A 17281-nucleotide genomic window follows, 5' to 3' on the forward strand; every position below is an offset into this window, starting at 1 on the left:
ACATTATGGCAACACGAATGACCATCAACGGAGTAAGCACCTGTACGGAAGCAGGTACGGAGAAATATGAGCGTTTCCAATCGGGTATCGGCAGACGCAAGCGGACACTTGTGCAGTACGACTACCGCCATACGGACGGAGAACTGTTCGCTTGTGTCAAACCCACATTGGACGAGTGCCGAACCGCAAGGAACAAGTGGCTGAACGCAAAGCAGGGAAAGGAGGGCAACCGATGAACACGACCTATCAAACGCTGATAGTCAAATTCAGCGAACCTATCACGGCATTGGACGGTATCTTTGACGAAGCCCAAGCGTGGGGAACGAACACCCTCAAAGGGTGGATAGATGATTACGAAAGCACACGTTTCACCGCCACCGACAGCCATACGGCAGTCATCACGAGCGAGTATAATATGGAGTGTGTGAAAGAGTGGCTGCAACGACAGACACCCATTGCCGAGATGCGAGAATTTTGAACAAGTTGGCGGTGTCCGCACCGCCAACACTTAAAACCCTAAAACAACGGATATGATAGCACAGACGATATTACAGCAGATAGGCGGAAGACGCTTCACCGCCATGACGGGAAGCCGTGACTTCATAGATATGGGCAACGGCTTACGGATGAGCCTTGCAAGGAACAAGACAAGTGCCAACCGCCTTGACATCATCTATGATGCAGGGGCAGACCTCTACAATATGCGTTTCTACCGCAGGACATTCAGCAAAAAGACATTCGAGAGCAGAACAAAGGACATTGCCATACACGAGGGCATCTATTTTGATATGTTGGAGGAAATGTTCACGATGGTGACGGGACTTTACACACGCTTTTGAGTGGAGGGGCGGCGAGAGCCGCCCTACTTTCTTTCAGTGAGCATGATGGCGGACAAAGAAAGTAGCAAAGAAACCTTTGTTTCAATCGCTTGTTAGCGATATATAAAATATTATGAGTATCTTTGTAAAAGTATTGATACTCATAATCATAGTAATATTATGTGTGAATTAACAATAAGTCAAAAGCACATCATAACAGAACGAAATAATAGTAAAGGTGAATATCAGCCGGCGTTTATGCAGATTCGTATTCACAATTCTTTTGATGGAAACATCGATGAACTTGATGTCCCAACATTAGGAACTCTTGTTCATGAATACATCCACTTTCTTCAAAATGTATCAACTCCGTGGGGACTATATGATAGTATGGTTCGATATAATATAATGGCGGAAACATATGCTTTTGTAGAAAATGCTACATCTACTATCACTCTCCCATTAAATATTGATTATTCTCAAGGATTGAAGAATAAAATGGATATTGTAGAATGTGGAACAGGATATTGCCCACTTTCAGATACACGGAGAAATAATTTTAAAATAGATGTAAGTGAACGGATTTGCATCCATAGAAACTATAAAAAGGTAAATAATAGAAATTTACCAATAATAACATTAGATATCAGTTTTACGGATGGTTCAAAACAAACCATTGTTTTGGGTGCTAACATTATTAAGGAGAGTATGGCAGCATTGTATCAAATGCTCATAGATGAAACTGCAACTCATGAAGAATTTGACCTCCCATATAATTTAATTAAGATTATTGCAGAACAACATTTTTCTGCAATAGCATCTGATAATATAAAACTGATAACTATTTGCTATATATCTTTGTTTAGCCTTTCTCCTGCTGAAGTTCTAATAGATAACTTAGCATACGCGAATGAAAATCCGGATTTATCTGCAATAGAATTGTTTGAACGGTTCGTCAATGAAGATAAAATATACATCAAGGGAAAAGCAATGTCAGTTTGTGACTTTTTTGATACTCTTATAGACACATTCAAACAAGTCTTTTTTAAAAGTGTCCGAGTCGGAATCGATTATATTGGCGAAGTTTTGGAACGAATTCGTCCTGCCAAAGGATTTGTTCCTATCTTAACTTTGATTACTGATTACCAACCCTTATCTAAGGAACGAATTAAAACGTTAATAGATTTTTTAGGAATGCCTTATAGCTATACAGACAGTGGCGATTTTAATCCACACCTTCATCCTCAATAGATTCCGAAAAATTATCTGATGATATGTTGGCACTAATAGGGCACAATGCATTATTTTCATATTTAACGAGATTGCACAAATATGGTTATGTATGCCCATTGCATTCGTTTTGTGAAAAAGAAAAGTATGATAAAGATGAATGTTATGATGAACCTTGGAATGGGAAAATGTGCCCTATGACGATTATGGGAGATGTGATACATATTAAAGAGAAAGAAGTAAAAATTCAATTTTAACAAACCGGAAAACCTCCGATGAAGTTGTGGTTTCATCGGAGGTTCTTTTGTCTATTTACATTTATGGGATATACAACAGCGCAAACTCCGCTTTTCTCCGTTTGAGCAGCATGGCGTGGCGTTTACCCTTGTAGTTGCAGAAGGCGATATACTCACGGTAAATGTTCCTGTCGCCAGCTTCCAATTTCTTGATTAAGGTACTTTTGGGGAGTGTCTTGCTGCCTAACAGCTTCGCCGGTCCCACATTGTAAGCTAACGTGCCAAGCAAAGTCGAATCAACTCCGAATTTACGGAACATGGCGACAAATTTGCGCAGGTCTTTCCGCAAAAGTTCATCCGCGTCCCATTTTGTCATGGTTCGTGCTGAATACTTCTCGTTTGGCAAAAGTTTGTGACCCCAACCCACGTATGGATGGTGTTTTTCTGAGTGCCAGCCCTCAAAATAGCGACAGCATAAAAAAGCCCGTTCCATAAGTGGCAGACGGTAGATTGCCGCCTGCCCGTCCGTTTCCTCTTGGCGGCTGGTCCGTGCAGATACGGAACAGACCGCCAGAAGCGAACAGAGCATTATCATGAATACACGCATCATTTCAACAAGGGGCTGAAGTTGCCGATGGGAACGATGGTCAAACCGTCATCCTTTACATTCCGGTTGTTGAAGTCAAATTCCAACTCGAAGGAGTTGCCGAAGTTGTCCTCCACCACCACGATGAAGTTGTGTGCTTCTTCACCCTCCGCCGTGTAGTACAGACGGAACTTCCCGTTCTCCAGCAGGTAGCGGTCGTTGGGCAGGAAGGTGATGCCGTTGTCCATTTTCAACTTTCCTTCTCCCTCAAACTGAAAATAGCGGATAGTGTAAAGCGTGTTAGCGAAGTCGCCCTTCTTTTTCAGCTCACAGCGGATTTCCACCGTCTGCCCCTTTGTCACCTTGTTCGGCACGGGCATGACCTCCACCGTGAAGGGATAGGACTGTTGAATGTCCATGTCGTCGTCGCACGATACGAGGGTGAATGACACGGCGGCTATCAGGCATAACGCCACCGCCTTGAAGATGGATGTTCTCTTGTTTCTGTTGTTCAGTATGTTCATTGTTCTTCGATTTTTAGATGGTTGTTTTTTAATTTTTCGTTGTCAGTTGCAGGTACTTGTTCAAGTCCTTGCAACCGTCATAGAGGGAGGAACGGTCGGTGACACGCTCCCCGTATCGCCCCACAAGTGCGGCAAGCGTCCGCCGTCCGGCTTCGTCACGGTCAAGGAAACAGTCGATGCGCCCGTAGCCGTCCAGCAATCCCGCCGCCTTCTCCACGTTGGCGACGGAGTTCAGCACAAGGCAGTCAGCGTTACCGGTTACGCCAAGCGTCACCGCAGAAAGGAAGTCCATGAAGCCCTCGAACACGAGGCATTCGTCAGCCGGAATTTCTTTAGCCATTACCAAAGACATATCTTTTGGCGGGATGCAACCCTTGAAATATCGGCTTCTGACTTCATAGCCACCTGCCATGTTCGGGAAGCCGACGGCAAAATACCGTTTCCCACGAACGCCGTAGTTAAGACGGCAACAGTGACGGGATGCGATGGCGTAAGGGATGCCCCGTTCTGCCAGATACTCCGTCAGCGGTGAACGAAACAACGGAACTGCCTCCACATCCTCAAAGACGGGTTCAATCGGCTTCGGGAGATAGGCGGGTTTTTCCCATCCGGTCACCGTCATGTTGGCGGCTTCCGCTATGAACTTCGCCTGCGTCCTAAAGTCATCGCTTTGCAGAAACTCCCCGGCAAGCGTGAAGATGTCGCCGCCCTTGCCCAAACCGAAGTCGTACCAGAGCTGTTTCGCCACGTTCACACGGAAAGAGGGTGTGCGCTCGCCCCTGTACGGGGCAAGATACCACAGCTCGTTACCGCTCCTTCTAACAGGCTCATGCCCCAGCCGTGCGAGAAAATCCGCAAGCGGCATCCTTCTGACAGCATCTATTTCCGTCCTTTCCATGCCCGTGTCAGTTGATGATGAACTTGATACCGACCCCGAACTGCGTGTGAAACTTCCGCGTGTCGCCACCCCAAAGGCAACGCTCCCGCAGATTGGCAAGCAGGGCTATACGGTCTGCCACGTAGCATTCCACATCGAGCGTCAGCGCGCCGCCGTAGATGAAGGCGTCCCGGTCGTGCAGCGTGGAGCCGTCATGCAGCATTTTCTTCCCCCAATTCACAGACTCATATCCGGCGAGAGCCGAAGCCCCAGCATAGACGAACACGATTTTTCGGGCGTCCGACAGTATCTTGAAGTAATATCCGCCATCCGCCGTGAACTGCGCCACGGGTATCTTGGTGTCCTTATAGGGGTTGTTCTTCAGGAGGTATTCGCCACCGAACACCCACTTGTTCCCCTTCTTCGTGTAAGTGGAGAGTGCCGCCCCGAAACTGTACCCGCCATCCTTGCCGCCGGGATTAAAGCCATCCGCCATATCCGCCCTCACCTCGATACCCTGCATTTTCGGCAGGCATCGCTGGGCGTGCGCCTGCCCCGTGAAAAGGGCAAGCGACGCGATGATTATTGCGATGTACTTTCTCATGGTCAGCGTACTTGAAGTTCGTTGATGGTACCCGCGCGTACCAAATCCTCGTTCTCAATCACGAAGGACTGGTGACGGCCGCCGTTCTTCTCGTTCAGTTCCACCACAAGGCATTTGTCGTCGGGGATGGTGAACTTAGCCATCGTGAAGACCGTGCGTTCACTTTTCTTGCCCGGCACGAGGGTGGCGTAGTTCTGCGCTCGGAGCGGCAGGATGATCTGCTCCTGCATGGCGGTACGCTTCGCCACCTTCTTGTCCACGATTTTCCATGTGATATAGTCCACATCGAAAGGCACGTTGCTCTGGTTCTTTATCTCCGTGTGGAAATAGAGCAATCCGTTATGCGTGTAGATGCCTTTGAGAAGATACTGGATGCCGAAACGCTTGCAGCCGATATGCTTCACCTCCCGTTTGTTCTGTTTGTGGATGGACTTCATGATAAGGCGCACCAGCATCGGGCTTTCGCTGCCCAGCTCTTTCAGATAGATTTCCTGCGCGTTGTTCGGGCGGTTCACCGTGCTGCCGTCATGGATGAAGTCGCACATCTCCACGTTGAGCAACAGCGGTTCGGCGGCGTACTTCACGTTGAAGGTGTAGAAACTGCCGTCTTCCGTGATGACGGACATATTCGTTTCGTTGGGAAAATTTCTCACGGTAGCCTTCACGCGGATGACGTTCTCCGCTCCGTCGGCTTTCCCGGCAATCAGGTCGGGCGAGCCTAAATCGACATAGCGCACCTCCGCCGGAAAGATGACGTGGACAGTCTTGTCGTAGGTCACTTCCAGACCGTGCGGCGGTATCATGCGGTCGAAGGTCAGCTTGCGTGACAGCCCGTGATACAGGTCGCCGTCCGCCTCCTTCTGCGGATAGACCTCCTTTGTCAAGGTCGGCTGTTCATTACTTCCGTTGGTTGTTTCAACGGTTACATTCTCCTGCGCGTGGGCAGATGCGATGCCCATAGCGAGGGCAAACATGATGATTACTTTTCTCATTACTTTTGGATTTTTAGTGGTAAATGTTTTTTTGATTGATTATTGTTTTCAGTCCTTTTCCTGATAGAGCATAACCCTGTACCCGGCTTTCAGATGCACCTTTACGGTTCGCATTTTCTTGGCTATGTACTGGCTTGTGCCTTGTATCAGCCCCTTGCCCAAGTCGGAGGCGAGCTGCGCCCCGGCATTGGTGGAGATGTTGATGCTGCTACCCAACGAACCTCCCATGTTGGCGGCGACCTCCCTGACGGCGTTCATCTCCATCGAGTTCGGGATGAAGATGCCGGGCTGTCCGTCCGTGTCATAGACCGCAAGCTCCACGGGGATAATCGTACCGTCATATTCCAGCGAGGTAATCTCGATGTCGAGCCGTTCCCCCTGTATCTTGCCCGTGCCGACCACCACCGCATTGCGGGGGATTGTCCTGCCCGCCACCGCCATAGGCTCCAGCAGGCGAAGCCTTACTGTCTGCCCATCCGTCACGCTCTGCGCCCCATGCACACACGCCGGTATGGTGTTCCGGTCCGATACCTCTGTAGTGCCGACAGCCGTGTTGAACCCCCGGTTGCGTTCCTGCGAGAAGGTGGCGACAAACTCCGCGTTGCTCATGGGCTGTGCAAGGAAGGAAACGATTTGGCGGGTCACTTGCCTTACGGGTGTCGCCGTGTTCTTCTTTCCCTTCTGCACGGTGGAAGGCTCTGCCGCCTGTTCCGGCTTTCCTCCGTTCTGACCGCCCATGTACTTTGCCGCCAGCTCATAGGACTTCTCCATAAGTGCCACCTGTTCGTCCATAGATGAAGTCCTGCCTTTTTCGCTTTCCAGTTCCGATTCCAGCGAGGCGATGCGCTCCAACAGCTCATCCATCTCGGCATTGTCGTTCTTCGGCTGTTCGTAGAAGTTGCCGAGGGTGGCGTTCAGGTCACGGTAGGCGGCAGCGGAGGATTGGATAGTCTGCGGTGCGGCAGGCTGTGCCTTTTCCTCCTTGCCGCCCGGATTGGCGAGGTCGAAGTTCGTTCCGTCCTCCGTTCCCGCTATCTCGCGGTCGAACATGTCGCTCAACTGCCCGATGGTACGGTTGCGGCTCTCCTGACGCTCTTCCATCTCCCCATGCTCGTAGGCTTTCAACTTGTCGCCGATAATCTGCTTGTTCGCCTTGTCAGCGTCGGGCATTTCGGTGTTGTATCCGTCCGTTCCCGGCGGTTGTTCCTTGCCGGAGGACGGGGCGAATATCAGCCACATCGCCCCAATGAAGACCAGCACCATAGCGGGCAACACGATCATCTTCTGCCGTTTCAGCCGCTGAGCCTCTGTCAGCGGTTCGCGCCCCTTTTTCGGCTTTCCCGTGTCGGGAGCGGCTTTGTTCTCTTTCGTCGGTTCATTCTTCGTCTGTTCCATATGAATAAGGTGTTAAGTGATTGTCTGTTTCCACCGGGGTCGGCAGTTCCACCCGTCCGGCGTGTCCCGTTTCCATGCGTGAGCCGTCGTTTCTGCCGATGTCATAGACGGCTCTGCCGAAGGTATAGAGGGCAAGCACCGCGAAGGCGGCGAGCATCCCCAGCATGATGCGGCGGCGTGTTTCCGGCGGCAAACCGTCCAAATACCCTTTGAGCCTTGCCACCAGCCGTTTCCGTTTGTCGTGGAGCTTCCAGTATGCGCCCCACATTGTTTTTCTGATACTTTTTACTTTCCGTTTCATAATCCGTTACCGTTTGATTGTCTGTAAATCCTTGTTCTCGATGATGGTGAAGCCCTCGATGGTGAAGCCATTGGGGTTGTCGTCCGACCGCGATGCGTTCAGCAGGCGGCAGGTAGTCACGAGGCTGCGCTCGGTGACGTTGCTCTGCCGGATGATTTTCTGCGTGGCGTAAGTCACGGCACGGTAGGGATAGGCGTTGAAGTCACACACCACGCTGTCCACCTTCAACACTTGGTTGATGTTCCCGGCGATGATGCGGTTGTAGTACCCCTTCTCGGCGAAGTCCGAATAATAGTGGTACACGCTCTTGTCTGCCAGCAGCAAGGCACGTTTTACGTTGTGTTCAATCGCGCTTTTTTCAGGTGACAGCGTGAAGAAAAGCTCGTGGAAGCGGCGCACATGCTCCCGTGCCTCCGCTGGACGGTTCTGCGACAGATCCTGCGACAGCGCAAGCATCAGCGATTTGCCGTTGTCCAACACATAGATTTTCTCCCGTTGCTTCTCCGCGAAACGGTAGGAGTTCCACACGCTCCACACCGTCACCACGGCGCACAGCGAGAGGAAGACGATACCGAACAGGCGTATCTGCCTGAACGATGATTCGATGTTTTTAAGTGACTTAAATTCCATTGTTGTTTATTCGTTTTTAATTGTCAGTTGATTATTTCAGCAGTTTCCCGGCACGTCCGACCACGTTTCCTGCGGCTGCACCCGCCACGCTGCCCGCCATGCTTCCGGCTCGTCCCGCCATCTGGTTCACGTTGCGACCGTAACCGCCCATGCCTCCGGCTTGGATAATCCAGCCGGCAACGGTGGGAATGGTGAAGTAGCCGATGATGCCGATGCAGAGGAACACGATATACACCCCGTCGCTCGAATCCAGCGAGAAGTTCGGGTCTGCCTGCATCCGCTCGATGTCGCTTTGCAGCATCAGCACCTGTATCTTCGCCAGTATGGTGCTGAACATGTCCGACACCGGAAGCCACAGATAGACCTGTATGTAGCGGCATATCCACTGCGTGAGCGTGCTTTGGAAACCGTCCCATACCGACAGGGCGAAGGCTATCGGACCGAGTATCGCCAGCACCACGAGAAAGAAGGTGCGGACGGTGTCTATCACGAGGGCGGCGGCTTGGAACAGCAGTTCCAGTATCTCGCGGAAGAAGTCGCGGATGCTCTTCTTCATATTGTACATTCCCCGGTCGATATACATTCCCGCCATCGTCACCATGTCGGAGGGCGACCAGCCGAGTTCCTCCAGTTGCTTGTCAAATTCCTCGTTGGACACGAGGTAGGCGGTTTCGGGGTTGCGCACCATCGCCTCGTATTCCAGCTTGTCCTTCTGCTCCCTGTATCGGTTCATGTCCAGCGTTTCCGCCTCCAGCATCTTTGCCGTGCCCTGTACAACGGGTGAGAGGATGCTGTTTATCGTGCCCAGCACCACAGTCGGGAAGAACATGATGCACAGACCGATGGCAAAAGGACGGAGCATCGGGAATACGTCTATCGGTTCGGCTCTCGCCAGCGACTGCCATACCCGGTAGGCGACGTAGAACAGCGCACCCAGCCCGGCGATGCCTTTCGCCACACCCGCCATGTCCCCACATAGCGGCATCATCTGCTCATAAAGTGAGCGTAAAATCTGATGAAGGTTATCGAACTCCATAGGCTTACCAGTATCTTTCGTTCATGTTCCCGTACAGCCCCATGATGCGGTCGAGGTCGTTCTTTTTCTTTGCACGCAGATAACTCACGGAGATGTTCTTGTTGGTGTAATAGCTCACAAGGTTGCGGTAACGCTTCATTTTGGAGTAGCAGCGTTCCACCACGTCCATGCGCTCCTTGTCGGTCATGGAGAGCGTGGTGATGTTCACCACATTCTTCAGTTCCGTCAACACTTCGTTGCTCTCTTCCAGCAGTTTCGTGTAACCGAAAGCGATTGCCGACAGCTCTTCTGGTCTGAAATTTCCATCACGGAGCATCCTTTGGAAACTGTTTACATAAATGTCGGTGATGTCGCCTACCATCAGGATGGTCTGCTGCACCTTGCGGGCGTCCTTGACGAGATTGTTCACCGATTTGAGGGCATCGTAATACTTTTTGCCCTGCTGATAGATTTTCACCGTTTCCTGAAAGTTGCTCACCATGTTCGTGGCAGTCTTGGAGGTATGGATGATGTTTTTGGAGGCATTGATGATACCCTGCGCCAGATTGCCCGGATCGCTTACGACCCACTGTGCGCTTGCCCTGCCTGCGAAAAGCAGGCACAGGCAGATAATCATTGTTATTCTTGTTCTCATGTTACTTTGGATTTTAGTGGTTGTTATTCTTCTGTCGGGTGTCCCGGCTGCGGTTTCACCCGCACATAGTCGCCGCCCGGCGAGAAGGTCAGCACGTCCGTGGCCTCGTTGTAGGACACGTCGATGCGGAAGCCGGTGTTCATGAACAGGTTGCCGTTTTCCTCCTGCAAGAGATAGGTTTCCGGTTTCAGCTTGCGGCGCAGACCGCTCCGGCGGAACACCGTCACCTTGTAGGCTTCGCCCTCCTTGTAGATAAGCACATCGGGCTTCCCCTCCACGCTCTCCCAGTTCCCGCACAGCATATCACGGAGGTTGTCGGCCACGTCGCAGGATTGCAGCATCATGACCGCCAATCCGATCAGACACTTGCTGACTTGCAGCATTTTCACTGTCTGTAAATTCATACGCATTTTTCTTTTTTCGTTGATAAATTCATTTTTAATTGTTGGTTGTTTCCTTGTTTCTCCGCTTCTCGGCAAGTTGCCGGATGGCGGCTTCGATGTCGCCGCCCAACTTCTCCGCCAGATGGTAAACCTCCACTTTCTCCGTTTCCTCGGTGGTGTACGCGTAGGCTAAGCACCCAGCGCCTTGTCATATTTCTATGGTAGGTTTCCGAGTACTCGCCTCCGAACCGGACTTACAAGTCTCCCTGTATCCGGCTCTCCACTAATTAATTCAGTCTGATTCTTCGGTCGGGATCTATTTTTGCATGACACTTTGAGCAGACAGCCAAAGTTTTTCGTCTTCGAGCTATCATTTTCTTTTCCCAGTCGGATTTACCTTTCAGGTCTTTAAGTTTGCGAACGTGATGCATTTCGAGTTTATCGGTAGCACCGCATAATTCGCAAACTTGGAGCTTCAGCCTTTCCATAAGGCTGTTACGTCCACCTGTTATGGAAACTGTCCGTGGAATAGTGTCACAGTAAATATTCCCTGCAACCTTTTTGCGTTTGAAACCATCATGATAAAATGATTGGTAAAGTGTCTTACCCTTGCTATTTTCATATGCCACTTGGAAAACCTTGTTCTTTTTATATTTCAGAAGTATTTTCTTTACAGATGATTTGTATTTGTTCGCAAATACCTTATACATGCTGTATGACATAATGTGATAGAAAGAATTGATGACATAGCTGTTATTGGCTATTGAGTAGTAATTATAGAACCCTCGGATTTCGGCATTGAACTGACTGACTATTTCCAAGTCATCCAAGTTCAGCATGTACGTTCTGACGATGGATTTCCAAACCTCTTTGCCATTGACGACCGCGATTCTTGCGGCTTTATAATCAAAGAGTTTCTTCCGCATCGTTTCAAAATTCAGGTACAATACAGGCTTGTGTCCGAATGCACGAACCGTTTTACCGTACTTATCCTTACGTAAATCGTTACACCTACGTATAAATACGTCATATCCGAGAAATTTCGCTGGTTTCTGCGCATTGGTTATCAGTGTCTTTTCGTCTGACAGTTCCAGTTTAAGAGCTTCATTCAAATAATTCTTAATATCCTCTTTTACTGTTTTGCAGTCTTCAAGATTACCGGTAATTCCAATCAGAAAGTCATCTGCGTATCTCACGTATTTTAACCGTTTGATACTGCTGTCCATTTCATTACGTGCCGGATAGTTGTTCCGTTCTTCTCGTAGCCGCTTAATTTCGGCGGTCATCTGTTTCCTTACCTTTACATCTTTCTCATTCTTTAGTTTCTTTGCCAGTCGGTATCTTCGCTGTTCGTAGAGCTTGTATCGAGCGTCGCCTTTTCTTGTTACCCCTTTATTGAACCGATTGATGTATTCCTTGATGTACTTGTCGAACTTGTCAAGGTAGATGTTAGCCAGTATTGGGCTGATAATCCCGCCTTGCGGAGTTCCACTGTACGTTCTATGAAATACCCAGTCTTCCACATATCCGGCATTCAGGAATTTTCTGATAAGCCGCAAAAATCTCTCGTCGGCGATACGTTCCCGAAGAATATTAATCAGTACGTCATGATTGATATTGTCGAAGAATCCTTTAATATCGCCTTCAATAAACCATTTCACGGCAGTGAATGTCTTTTGTATATCTATAAGAGCAGTATGACAACTTCGTTTGGGACGAAACCCATGTGAAGTATGTTCAAAACTACCTTCATAGATTGCTTCAAGTATCATTCTGACTACTTCCTGTACCAGCTTATCATCAAAAGAGGGTATGCCAAGCGGACGTTTTTTCCCGTTTTTCTTAGGTATGTACGTCCTTTTGGACGGATTAGGCTGATAAGTCTCATTTTTAAGACTGCCAATCAGTTGTTCAACTCGGTCAATACTCATTCCGTCAATGGTTTTACCATCGGCTCCTGCCGTCATGTTGCCTGTCTTGCTGTAAATATTCTGATAGGCTACATAAAACATTTCCTCGTTAAACAGCACTCTATACAGCCGCTCAAACTTATAGTTCAAGTTACCGCTGTGTTTACTCAGACTGTTCAACACATTTTCTGGATTTCTCATGTCTCTCACATCTTCCTTTAAATTGTTAAACTTAATTAGCTGCTCCCCTTCGCCATGTACAGGGCGTTACCCTGCTCAGACTACTATGGAAGCTCCGTTGCCATGCCGGATATTCAGGGGCAGACCCCATAGCCCTACAACTGGCTTTCCGGTTTAGGCAATCCCCGTTTAGAAATTTGACGACTATTTGGCTCGATAGATTGTCGGATACGACTTTCGTCCTTTACTACTTATGGTAGTTGCCTTGCGGTAAGTTTATGCTACTCCTGCTACGTGTCATCAGTGTAGTACCGCAACATAACGGTATAATTCCGAAGAATTATTCAACTGTCTTCCGTCATTGCCCAAGGATACGACTGCTCGGACTATCGTTCAACCAATGCAGGCTTTATCCTCATATCTATCATTTTAACTTGCCATTCGGTCGCAGCCTGACAGTTGGCTGACTTATGGCTTTACCAACGTGCTATGTTCCCTTGTGGGGTTTTCCCCTCCGGTTAGCGGTTGTTAATGGGCATTTTAAACACTTGCCCAGTCGCTTGCCAAAGCGACATTCGTCAAATTCCCTTTACGGGCGCACCAGATACTCTTCTGCACTGACCTCGGTGGCATAGACCGCCGATTGTGTGCCACCCAAGCCTATCCACACCTCTTTGTAGAGCCGTGAAGGGTTGTTCGCCATGTTGATGGAGAGTATCTGCGACTTCTCCTTTTCCGTCAGTCCGAGCAACGCCTGTATCTGGTCGAACTTGTTCATATATTTCCTTTGGTCAAGCAGGATTTTACAATCCGAGTTGTTGATGATGCTCTCTTTGACCACCGGAGAACTGATGATGTCGTCCACCTCCTGCGTCACCACGATTGCCTCGCCGTAATATTTTCTGACTGTCTTGTACATATAGCGCAGATATTCAGCCATGTTCGCTGAAGAGAGAGCCTTCCAAGCCTCTTCCACAATAAGCTGTTTCCGTACCCCTTTCAGTCGCCGCATCTTGTTGATGAAGGCTTCCATGATGATGATGGTCACGACGGGGAACAGTTCGCGGTTTTCCTTAATCGAATCTATCTCGAAGACAATGAACCGCTTGCCGAGCAGGTCGATGTTCTCCGTGGAGTTGAGCAGGAAGTCGTAGCGTCCGCCCCGGTAATACTGCCGCATGGTGGTGAGCATGTTGTCGATGTTGAAGTCGGACTTCTCCACCTTGATGTCACGCTGTGCCAGTTCCTTGCGGTAGTCGTCACGCATATACTCGTAGAAGGTGTTGAACGACGGCACGATGCTACGGTCGGATTGGATGCGCTCAATATAGGCACTCACGGCACTGCCCAGCTCGCCGCTCTCCGTCTTTGTCACCTTGTCGTCCTCCGACTTCCAGAGCGTCAGCAGCAGGGTCTTGATGCTGTCCTTCTTCTCCACGTCGAAGATGTAATCGTCGGTGTAGAACGGGTTGAAGCTGATGGGCTTATCTTCCGTGTAGGTGAAATACACACCGTCCGCTCCGCCTGTCTTGCGTCGGATCATGCCGCACAAGCCCTGATAGGAGTTTCCCGTGTCCACCAATACCACATGTGCGCCTTGCTCATAATATTGGCGCACGAGGTGGTTCATGAAGAAAGACTTGCCGCTGCCCGAAGGACCCAGCACGAACTTGTTGCGGTTGGTCGTGATACCCCGCTTCATCGGAAGGTCGCTGATGTCGAGGTGCAGCGGTTTCCCCGTGAGCCTGTCCACCATCTTGATGCCGAAGGGCGAGAGCGAGCTGCGGTAGTTGGTTTCCTCTGTGAACAGGCACACCGCCTGTTCGATGAAGGTGTGGAAACTCTCTTCCGCCGGGAAGTCCGCCGCATTGCCGGGTATCGCCGCCCAGTAGAGTGTCGGGCAGTCGATGGTGTTGTGGCGCGGCACGCATTCCATGCTTGCCAACTGGCTGCCCACGTCGTTCTTGATATGCTTCAGTTCCTCCGCATCGTCGCTCCACGCCATGACGTTGAAGTGTGCCCGTACCGAGGTCAGTCCGTAGGAATGGGCTTCGTTCAGGTATTGGTCTATCCACTCGCGGTTGATGCTGTTGCTCCTTGAATAGCGAGATAGCGACTGCATGTTACGGGCGGACTTCTCGAACTTCTGCAAGGTTTCCTCACTGTTGTCTATCAGCACATACTGGTTGTAGATATGGTTGCAGGAGAGCAGAAGCCCCACCGGGGAGGCGAATGACAGTCGGCAGTCACTCCGGTCGGTGGAGAGCTTCTCGTAACGGGTGTCGGTAGCCACCTTGCCCGGCAGGTCTTCCGCGTCGGAGAGGGTGTGCAGACACAGGCGGTTGTCGCCGATGCGCATCTCCCTTGCCGAAAGCTCGATGTCCTGCAAGGTGGTGTCACCTTCTGGCATGAGCGAGAAGTAGCGTTCAATAAGTCCCGCCTTACCCTCCGTCCCCACGATCTCGTCGGTGGAGAAGCGGCGCAGCCTGACAAGCCCGCTGTCGTTCATGATACGCTCGAACTGTTCGCAGGTTTCCAAGAACTTGGTCGTGGTTTCCCTGTCCAGCTCCATCGGGATGATATGTCCCCGGCACAGCGTGCTGAAATTGCTCTGCATCCGGTTACGCTCCTTTGTTGTCTTGGTCAGGTAGAGGTAGCAGGTGTGTTTCAGGTACGGACGCTCGTTGAAGTGACGCTCGAAAGAGCGGCTTAAAAAGCTCATGTCGTCCTTCTGAAGCTCCGGTTTGTAGCGTTCCTTGATGAACCAGTCCTGTTTGTGTACGACGGAGTAGTCCGGCAGCACCTTGATAGCCTTGCACCAGCAACTGTGTATCGCCTCGTACTCCGCACCCGTCACGGTGTAAAGTTCCGGTAGTTCCACCTCGAAAGCCACCGTGATGTCGGCGTCCTTTGAGATGATGCAGCCATGCTCCACCGCTAAAAGTGGGAACCTGTTTTCCAGTGTTGTCATTTTCGATGTATTCCTCATTGTCTTTCTTCCTTTCGTTGTCGTTTGAACAGACGGGTTATCCGCCGCCGGTTGATAAGGTATCGGGGATGGCTCCGTGCCGCTCCTAATTTCATCAGCCCGTGTTCGCCGTACCGGGCGTTCAGCGCGAAGGTCTGCCATACAAGGAGGGAGGACGATGCCGCGCCGAAGCCGATACATATCCACTGGTCGATACCGACCATGTAGAGGATGACGAACAGGACGAAGAGAGCCAGCAGACCTCCGCAGAAGATGAAGAGGTACTGTGCCTTCAAGCCCTTGAACTCTACCGGACGGCCGATACCCTTGTTGATTGGGTATTCAGCCATACATTATTTATTAAAGGAAGAATGAGCGCAGGATGGTGGCGGCAACAATCAGGAAGATGCACGCGCCGAACCACGAGGCGGCTGTCTTGCTGGTGTCGGGGTCGCCCGATGAAAACTTGCCGTACACTTTTACGCCCCCGATAAGCCCGACGACTGCACCGATGGCGTATATCAGTTTAGTTCCGGGGTCGAAATAAGAACTCACCATAGAGGTGGCTTCGTTGATGCCCGCGATGCCGTTTCCCTGCGCGAAAGCGGAGGCGGTTGCGGCGATGACAAGTGCCGCGGAGAGGATTGCTTTTCTGTTTTTCAAGATGTTCTTGTTCATAAACTGTTCTTGTTTTTTGCCGTCAAAAGGGTGGATGGTCCTTTGTCGGGCGGTTGATACTTTGTTTCTTTACTTTGGTTTTAGTGGATGCCCGTTTGTTTCCACGGACGTGGGCGTGTCCGTTGCGGATGGGGATGCGCCTTGCGTTTCCTCGCCGCGTGGGTTGATGTCATTCTTTCATGTTCATTTCTTTTATTGTTGTCATACATAGTTGCGAATGTCGAACTCCTCGATGTTGTCCGGCACGACGAACTCCTTTTCAGATTTCTTCAGCCGAATCTCGATAAGCCCCTTGATGCGGATGCCTATCTCCGAAGAGCCTTCCATCATTTTCTCGTACAACTCCGTGCCCTCCATGTCGGTGAACACCTTCGCCGCCTTTTCACGTTCCGCCTGTGTCGCGTCCGGGTTTTTGGCGGTCTTGCAGGCGTCGTCAATCTCGTCAAAGCTGCTGCCCGAAGCCCGTGGCGTGTCCGAGGCGTCCTCTTCCGGTTCGTCGTCCCCGTATCCCAGTTCCTCCGGCGGTATGCTCGTGAAGGTCTCATCGAGTTTTTCCTCCGGGACTTGTGCCGGGCGGGATGCGTTTCCCGTTTTTCCGTCGTCAAAAGTAGCCTCTTCCTCCGACAGCTCAATGCCTTTTTCCGAAGTGGCGGCTTCTTGCGTCGGTATGGCAGCGGTTGTCCGGGTGGATGCCATCCTGAAACGGCTCTCGCCGATGATGTCCGCCTTTTCCGCAGGGACTTCCTCGTGTGCCGCTATGCGTTTAGCCTCATTCCCGTCCAGTGACCGCCATAATCCGGCAATGCCCTTGAAGAAGCGGACAATCCGCGTGTCCATGATGCGCTCGTAAAGGAGCAGGAACAGGAACCAGAGGTTGCAGCCGACCGATACCGCCAGCAGAATGTCTGTCATGCTAATTGTGTAATTCATATCCTTCCGTTTTGGTTAGAATACTGAATTGTAATTTCGGGCATAAAGGCTCTTTATCGCATCCTCGCACTGGTTGAAATGGTACGTCAGCACATGGTCGATATAGGCGGACAGCGTAAGCCGGTCATGCCCGATTACACGGGTGATGCGCATGATACGCTCGTGGTACTCCGGGCGCACATACGCCATTTTCCCCTCACGTGCCTTTACTTCCGGGTCGCGGATGAACAGACGTTCATAGTCCTTCTCGCAGCATTTGTCGGTTACCGGGACAGGCGACAGTATTTCCACACTCGCCTGCACTTGGGCAAACATACCTCCGCAGTCTTGCTGTGGTCTTTTTTCATTCGGTGTCATTTCTTTTTCCAT

The 17281-nt window shown here is 50.6% G+C and carries 20 protein-coding genes and 1 pseudogene; 4 read left to right on the forward strand and 17 right to left on the reverse strand.

Features of this window, described 5'->3' with window-relative positions; all coding sequences use genetic code 11:
• The first annotated feature begins 5 nt into the window (after positions 1–5).
• The 4 genes from K8P02_RS04965 (at position 6) to K8P02_RS04980 (ending at position 2069) form a co-directional block, all read left to right on the forward strand.
• A complete protein-coding gene (locus tag K8P02_RS04965; protein ID WP_007487606.1) occupies positions 6–236 on the forward strand; it encodes a DUF3873 domain-containing protein in 231 nt (76 codons plus the stop codon).
• A complete protein-coding gene (locus tag K8P02_RS04970) occupies positions 233–478 on the forward strand; it encodes a DUF6956 domain-containing protein (RefSeq protein WP_004348437.1) in 246 nt (81 codons plus the stop codon). Before K8P02_RS04965 ends, K8P02_RS04970 begins: the two co-directional genes overlap by 4 nt.
• Before the next feature lie 52 nt (positions 479–530).
• Positions 531–839 (forward strand): hypothetical protein, encoded by a 309-nt coding sequence (locus K8P02_RS04975; RefSeq protein ID WP_004348438.1) that lies wholly within the window; start codon positions 531–533, stop codon positions 837–839.
• A gap of 159 nt (positions 840–998) precedes the next feature.
• A complete protein-coding gene (locus K8P02_RS04980) occupies positions 999–2069 on the forward strand; it encodes a hypothetical protein (protein ID WP_004348439.1) in 1071 nt (356 codons plus the stop codon).
• A 297-nt stretch (positions 2070–2366) separates the two neighbouring features.
• On the opposite strand, the gene K8P02_RS04985 is transcribed toward K8P02_RS04980, so the two are convergent.
• The 17 genes and pseudogenes from K8P02_RS04985 to K8P02_RS05065 form a co-directional block, all read right to left on the reverse strand.
• Positions 2367–2894 (reverse strand): glycoside hydrolase family protein, encoded by a 528-nt coding sequence (locus K8P02_RS04985; protein WP_004348440.1) that lies wholly within the window; start codon positions 2892–2894, stop codon positions 2367–2369.
• The gene (locus tag K8P02_RS04990) at positions 2891–3394 is read right to left on the reverse strand and encodes a DUF3872 domain-containing protein (protein WP_004348441.1); all 504 of its coding nucleotides are present in this window, start codon (positions 3392–3394) and stop codon (positions 2891–2893) included. The genes K8P02_RS04985 and K8P02_RS04990 overlap by 4 nt, the downstream gene beginning before the upstream one ends.
• A gap of 28 nt (positions 3395–3422) precedes the next feature.
• Positions 3423–4292 carry a toprim domain-containing protein gene (locus K8P02_RS04995; protein WP_004348442.1) on the reverse strand — a complete coding sequence of 290 codons (870 nt, stop codon included), beginning with the start codon at positions 4290–4292 and terminating at the stop codon, positions 3423–3425.
• A gap of 7 nt (positions 4293–4299) precedes the next feature.
• Positions 4300–4875: a conjugal transfer protein TraO gene (locus tag K8P02_RS05000; RefSeq protein ID WP_004348443.1), complete on the reverse strand. Its 576-nt coding sequence runs from the start codon at positions 4873–4875 to the stop codon at positions 4300–4302.
• Between the two features lie 2 nt (positions 4876–4877).
• Complete coding sequence (traN, locus tag K8P02_RS05005) at positions 4878–5867, reverse strand: conjugative transposon protein TraN (RefSeq protein ID WP_004348444.1); 990 nt, start codon at positions 5865–5867, stop codon at positions 4878–4880.
• 48 nt (positions 5868–5915) lie between these two features.
• Positions 5916–7262, reverse strand: a complete 1347-nt coding sequence (gene traM, locus K8P02_RS05010; protein ID WP_004348445.1) for a conjugative transposon protein TraM — start codon at positions 7260–7262, stop codon at positions 5916–5918.
• Positions 7243–7530: a TraL conjugative transposon family protein gene (locus tag K8P02_RS05015; RefSeq protein ID WP_004348446.1), complete on the reverse strand. Its 288-nt coding sequence runs from the start codon at positions 7528–7530 to the stop codon at positions 7243–7245. The genes traM and K8P02_RS05015 overlap by 20 nt, the downstream gene beginning before the upstream one ends.
• Positions 7531–7569: 39 nt before the next feature.
• Positions 7570–8193: a conjugative transposon protein TraK gene (gene traK, locus K8P02_RS05020; protein WP_004348447.1), complete on the reverse strand. Its 624-nt coding sequence runs from the start codon at positions 8191–8193 to the stop codon at positions 7570–7572.
• Between the two features lie 31 nt (positions 8194–8224).
• Positions 8225–9229, reverse strand: coding sequence for a conjugative transposon protein TraJ (traJ, locus tag K8P02_RS05025; protein WP_002560977.1), 1005 nt, complete (start codon positions 9227–9229; stop codon positions 8225–8227).
• 4 nt (positions 9230–9233) lie between these two features.
• A complete protein-coding gene (locus K8P02_RS05030) occupies positions 9234–9863 on the reverse strand; it encodes a DUF4141 domain-containing protein (protein WP_002560978.1) in 630 nt (209 codons plus the stop codon).
• 23 nt (positions 9864–9886) lie between these two features.
• Complete coding sequence (locus K8P02_RS05035) at positions 9887–10267, reverse strand: DUF3876 domain-containing protein (RefSeq protein WP_004348448.1); 381 nt, start codon at positions 10265–10267, stop codon at positions 9887–9889.
• 266 nt (positions 10268–10533) lie between these two features.
• Positions 10534–12357: a reverse transcriptase/maturase family protein gene (locus K8P02_RS05040; protein ID WP_005680466.1), complete on the reverse strand. Its 1824-nt coding sequence runs from the start codon at positions 12355–12357 to the stop codon at positions 10534–10536.
• A gap of 580 nt (positions 12358–12937) precedes the next feature.
• Positions 12938–15325, reverse strand: a pseudogene (locus tag K8P02_RS05045) (TraG family conjugative transposon ATPase); the annotation flags it as partial.
• On the reverse strand, positions 15322–15654 hold the full coding sequence (locus K8P02_RS05050; protein WP_004291514.1) for a DUF4133 domain-containing protein: 333 nt from the start codon (positions 15652–15654) through the stop codon (positions 15322–15324). The gene K8P02_RS05050 and the pseudogene K8P02_RS05045, both read right to left, overlap by 4 nt.
• 10 nt (positions 15655–15664) lie before the next feature.
• A complete protein-coding gene (locus tag K8P02_RS05055; protein WP_002560983.1) occupies positions 15665–15982 on the reverse strand; it encodes a DUF4134 domain-containing protein in 318 nt (105 codons plus the stop codon).
• 201 nt (positions 15983–16183) lie between these two features.
• Entirely contained in the window at positions 16184–16912 is a 729-nt protein-coding gene (locus tag K8P02_RS05060; RefSeq protein WP_007487622.1) for a hypothetical protein, read from the reverse strand.
• Positions 16913–16927: 15 nt separating this feature from the next.
• The gene (locus tag K8P02_RS05065) at positions 16928–17281 is read right to left on the reverse strand and encodes a DUF3408 domain-containing protein (RefSeq protein ID WP_004348451.1); all 354 of its coding nucleotides are present in this window, start codon (positions 17279–17281) and stop codon (positions 16928–16930) included.

It is taken from the genome of Bacteroides nordii (genome assembly GCF_019930665.1).
Taxonomy (GTDB): domain Bacteria; phylum Bacteroidota; class Bacteroidia; order Bacteroidales; family Bacteroidaceae; genus Bacteroides; species Bacteroides nordii.

What these genes read in the sequence shown, in the direction of transcription:
- K8P02_RS04965 (WP_007487606.1), top strand. Translation starts at nt 6, where the DNA reads ATGGCAACACGAATGACCATCAACGGAGTAAGCACCTGTACGGAAGCA.
- K8P02_RS04970 (WP_004348437.1), top strand. Translation starts at nt 233, where the DNA reads ATGAACACGACCTATCAAACGCTGATAGTCAAATTCAGCGAACCTATC.
- K8P02_RS04975 (WP_004348438.1), top strand. Translation starts at nt 531, where the DNA reads ATGATAGCACAGACGATATTACAGCAGATAGGCGGAAGACGCTTCACC.
- K8P02_RS04980 (WP_004348439.1), top strand. Translation starts at nt 999, where the DNA reads ATGTGTGAATTAACAATAAGTCAAAAGCACATCATAACAGAACGAAAT.
- K8P02_RS04985 (WP_004348440.1), bottom strand. Translation starts at nt 2,894, where the DNA reads ATGATGCGTGTATTCATGATAATGCTCTGTTCGCTTCTGGCGGTCTGT.
- K8P02_RS04990 (WP_004348441.1), bottom strand. Translation starts at nt 3,394, where the DNA reads ATGAACATACTGAACAACAGAAACAAGAGAACATCCATCTTCAAGGCG.
- K8P02_RS04995 (WP_004348442.1), bottom strand. Translation starts at nt 4,292, where the DNA reads ATGGAAAGGACGGAAATAGATGCTGTCAGAAGGATGCCGCTTGCGGAT.
- K8P02_RS05000 (WP_004348443.1), bottom strand. Translation starts at nt 4,875, where the DNA reads ATGAGAAAGTACATCGCAATAATCATCGCGTCGCTTGCCCTTTTCACG.
- traN (WP_004348444.1), bottom strand. Translation starts at nt 5,867, where the DNA reads ATGAGAAAAGTAATCATCATGTTTGCCCTCGCTATGGGCATCGCATCT.
- traM (WP_004348445.1), bottom strand. Translation starts at nt 7,262, where the DNA reads ATGGAACAGACGAAGAATGAACCGACGAAAGAGAACAAAGCCGCTCCC.
- K8P02_RS05015 (WP_004348446.1), bottom strand. Translation starts at nt 7,530, where the DNA reads ATGTGGGGCGCATACTGGAAGCTCCACGACAAACGGAAACGGCTGGTG.
- traK (WP_004348447.1), bottom strand. Translation starts at nt 8,193, where the DNA reads ATGGAATTTAAGTCACTTAAAAACATCGAATCATCGTTCAGGCAGATA.
- traJ (WP_002560977.1), bottom strand. Translation starts at nt 9,229, where the DNA reads ATGGAGTTCGATAACCTTCATCAGATTTTACGCTCACTTTATGAGCAG.
- K8P02_RS05030 (WP_002560978.1), bottom strand. Translation starts at nt 9,863, where the DNA reads ATGAGAACAAGAATAACAATGATTATCTGCCTGTGCCTGCTTTTCGCA.
- K8P02_RS05035 (WP_004348448.1), bottom strand. Translation starts at nt 10,267, where the DNA reads ATGAATTTACAGACAGTGAAAATGCTGCAAGTCAGCAAGTGTCTGATC.
- K8P02_RS05040 (WP_005680466.1), bottom strand. Translation starts at nt 12,357, where the DNA reads ATGAGAAATCCAGAAAATGTGTTGAACAGTCTGAGTAAACACAGCGGT.
- K8P02_RS05050 (WP_004291514.1), bottom strand. Translation starts at nt 15,654, where the DNA reads ATGGCTGAATACCCAATCAACAAGGGTATCGGCCGTCCGGTAGAGTTC.
- K8P02_RS05055 (WP_002560983.1), bottom strand. Translation starts at nt 15,982, where the DNA reads ATGAACAAGAACATCTTGAAAAACAGAAAAGCAATCCTCTCCGCGGCA.
- K8P02_RS05060 (WP_007487622.1), bottom strand. Translation starts at nt 16,912, where the DNA reads ATGAATTACACAATTAGCATGACAGACATTCTGCTGGCGGTATCGGTC.
- K8P02_RS05065 (WP_004348451.1), bottom strand. Translation starts at nt 17,281, where the DNA reads ATGGAAAAAGAAATGACACCGAATGAAAAAAGACCACAGCAAGACTGC.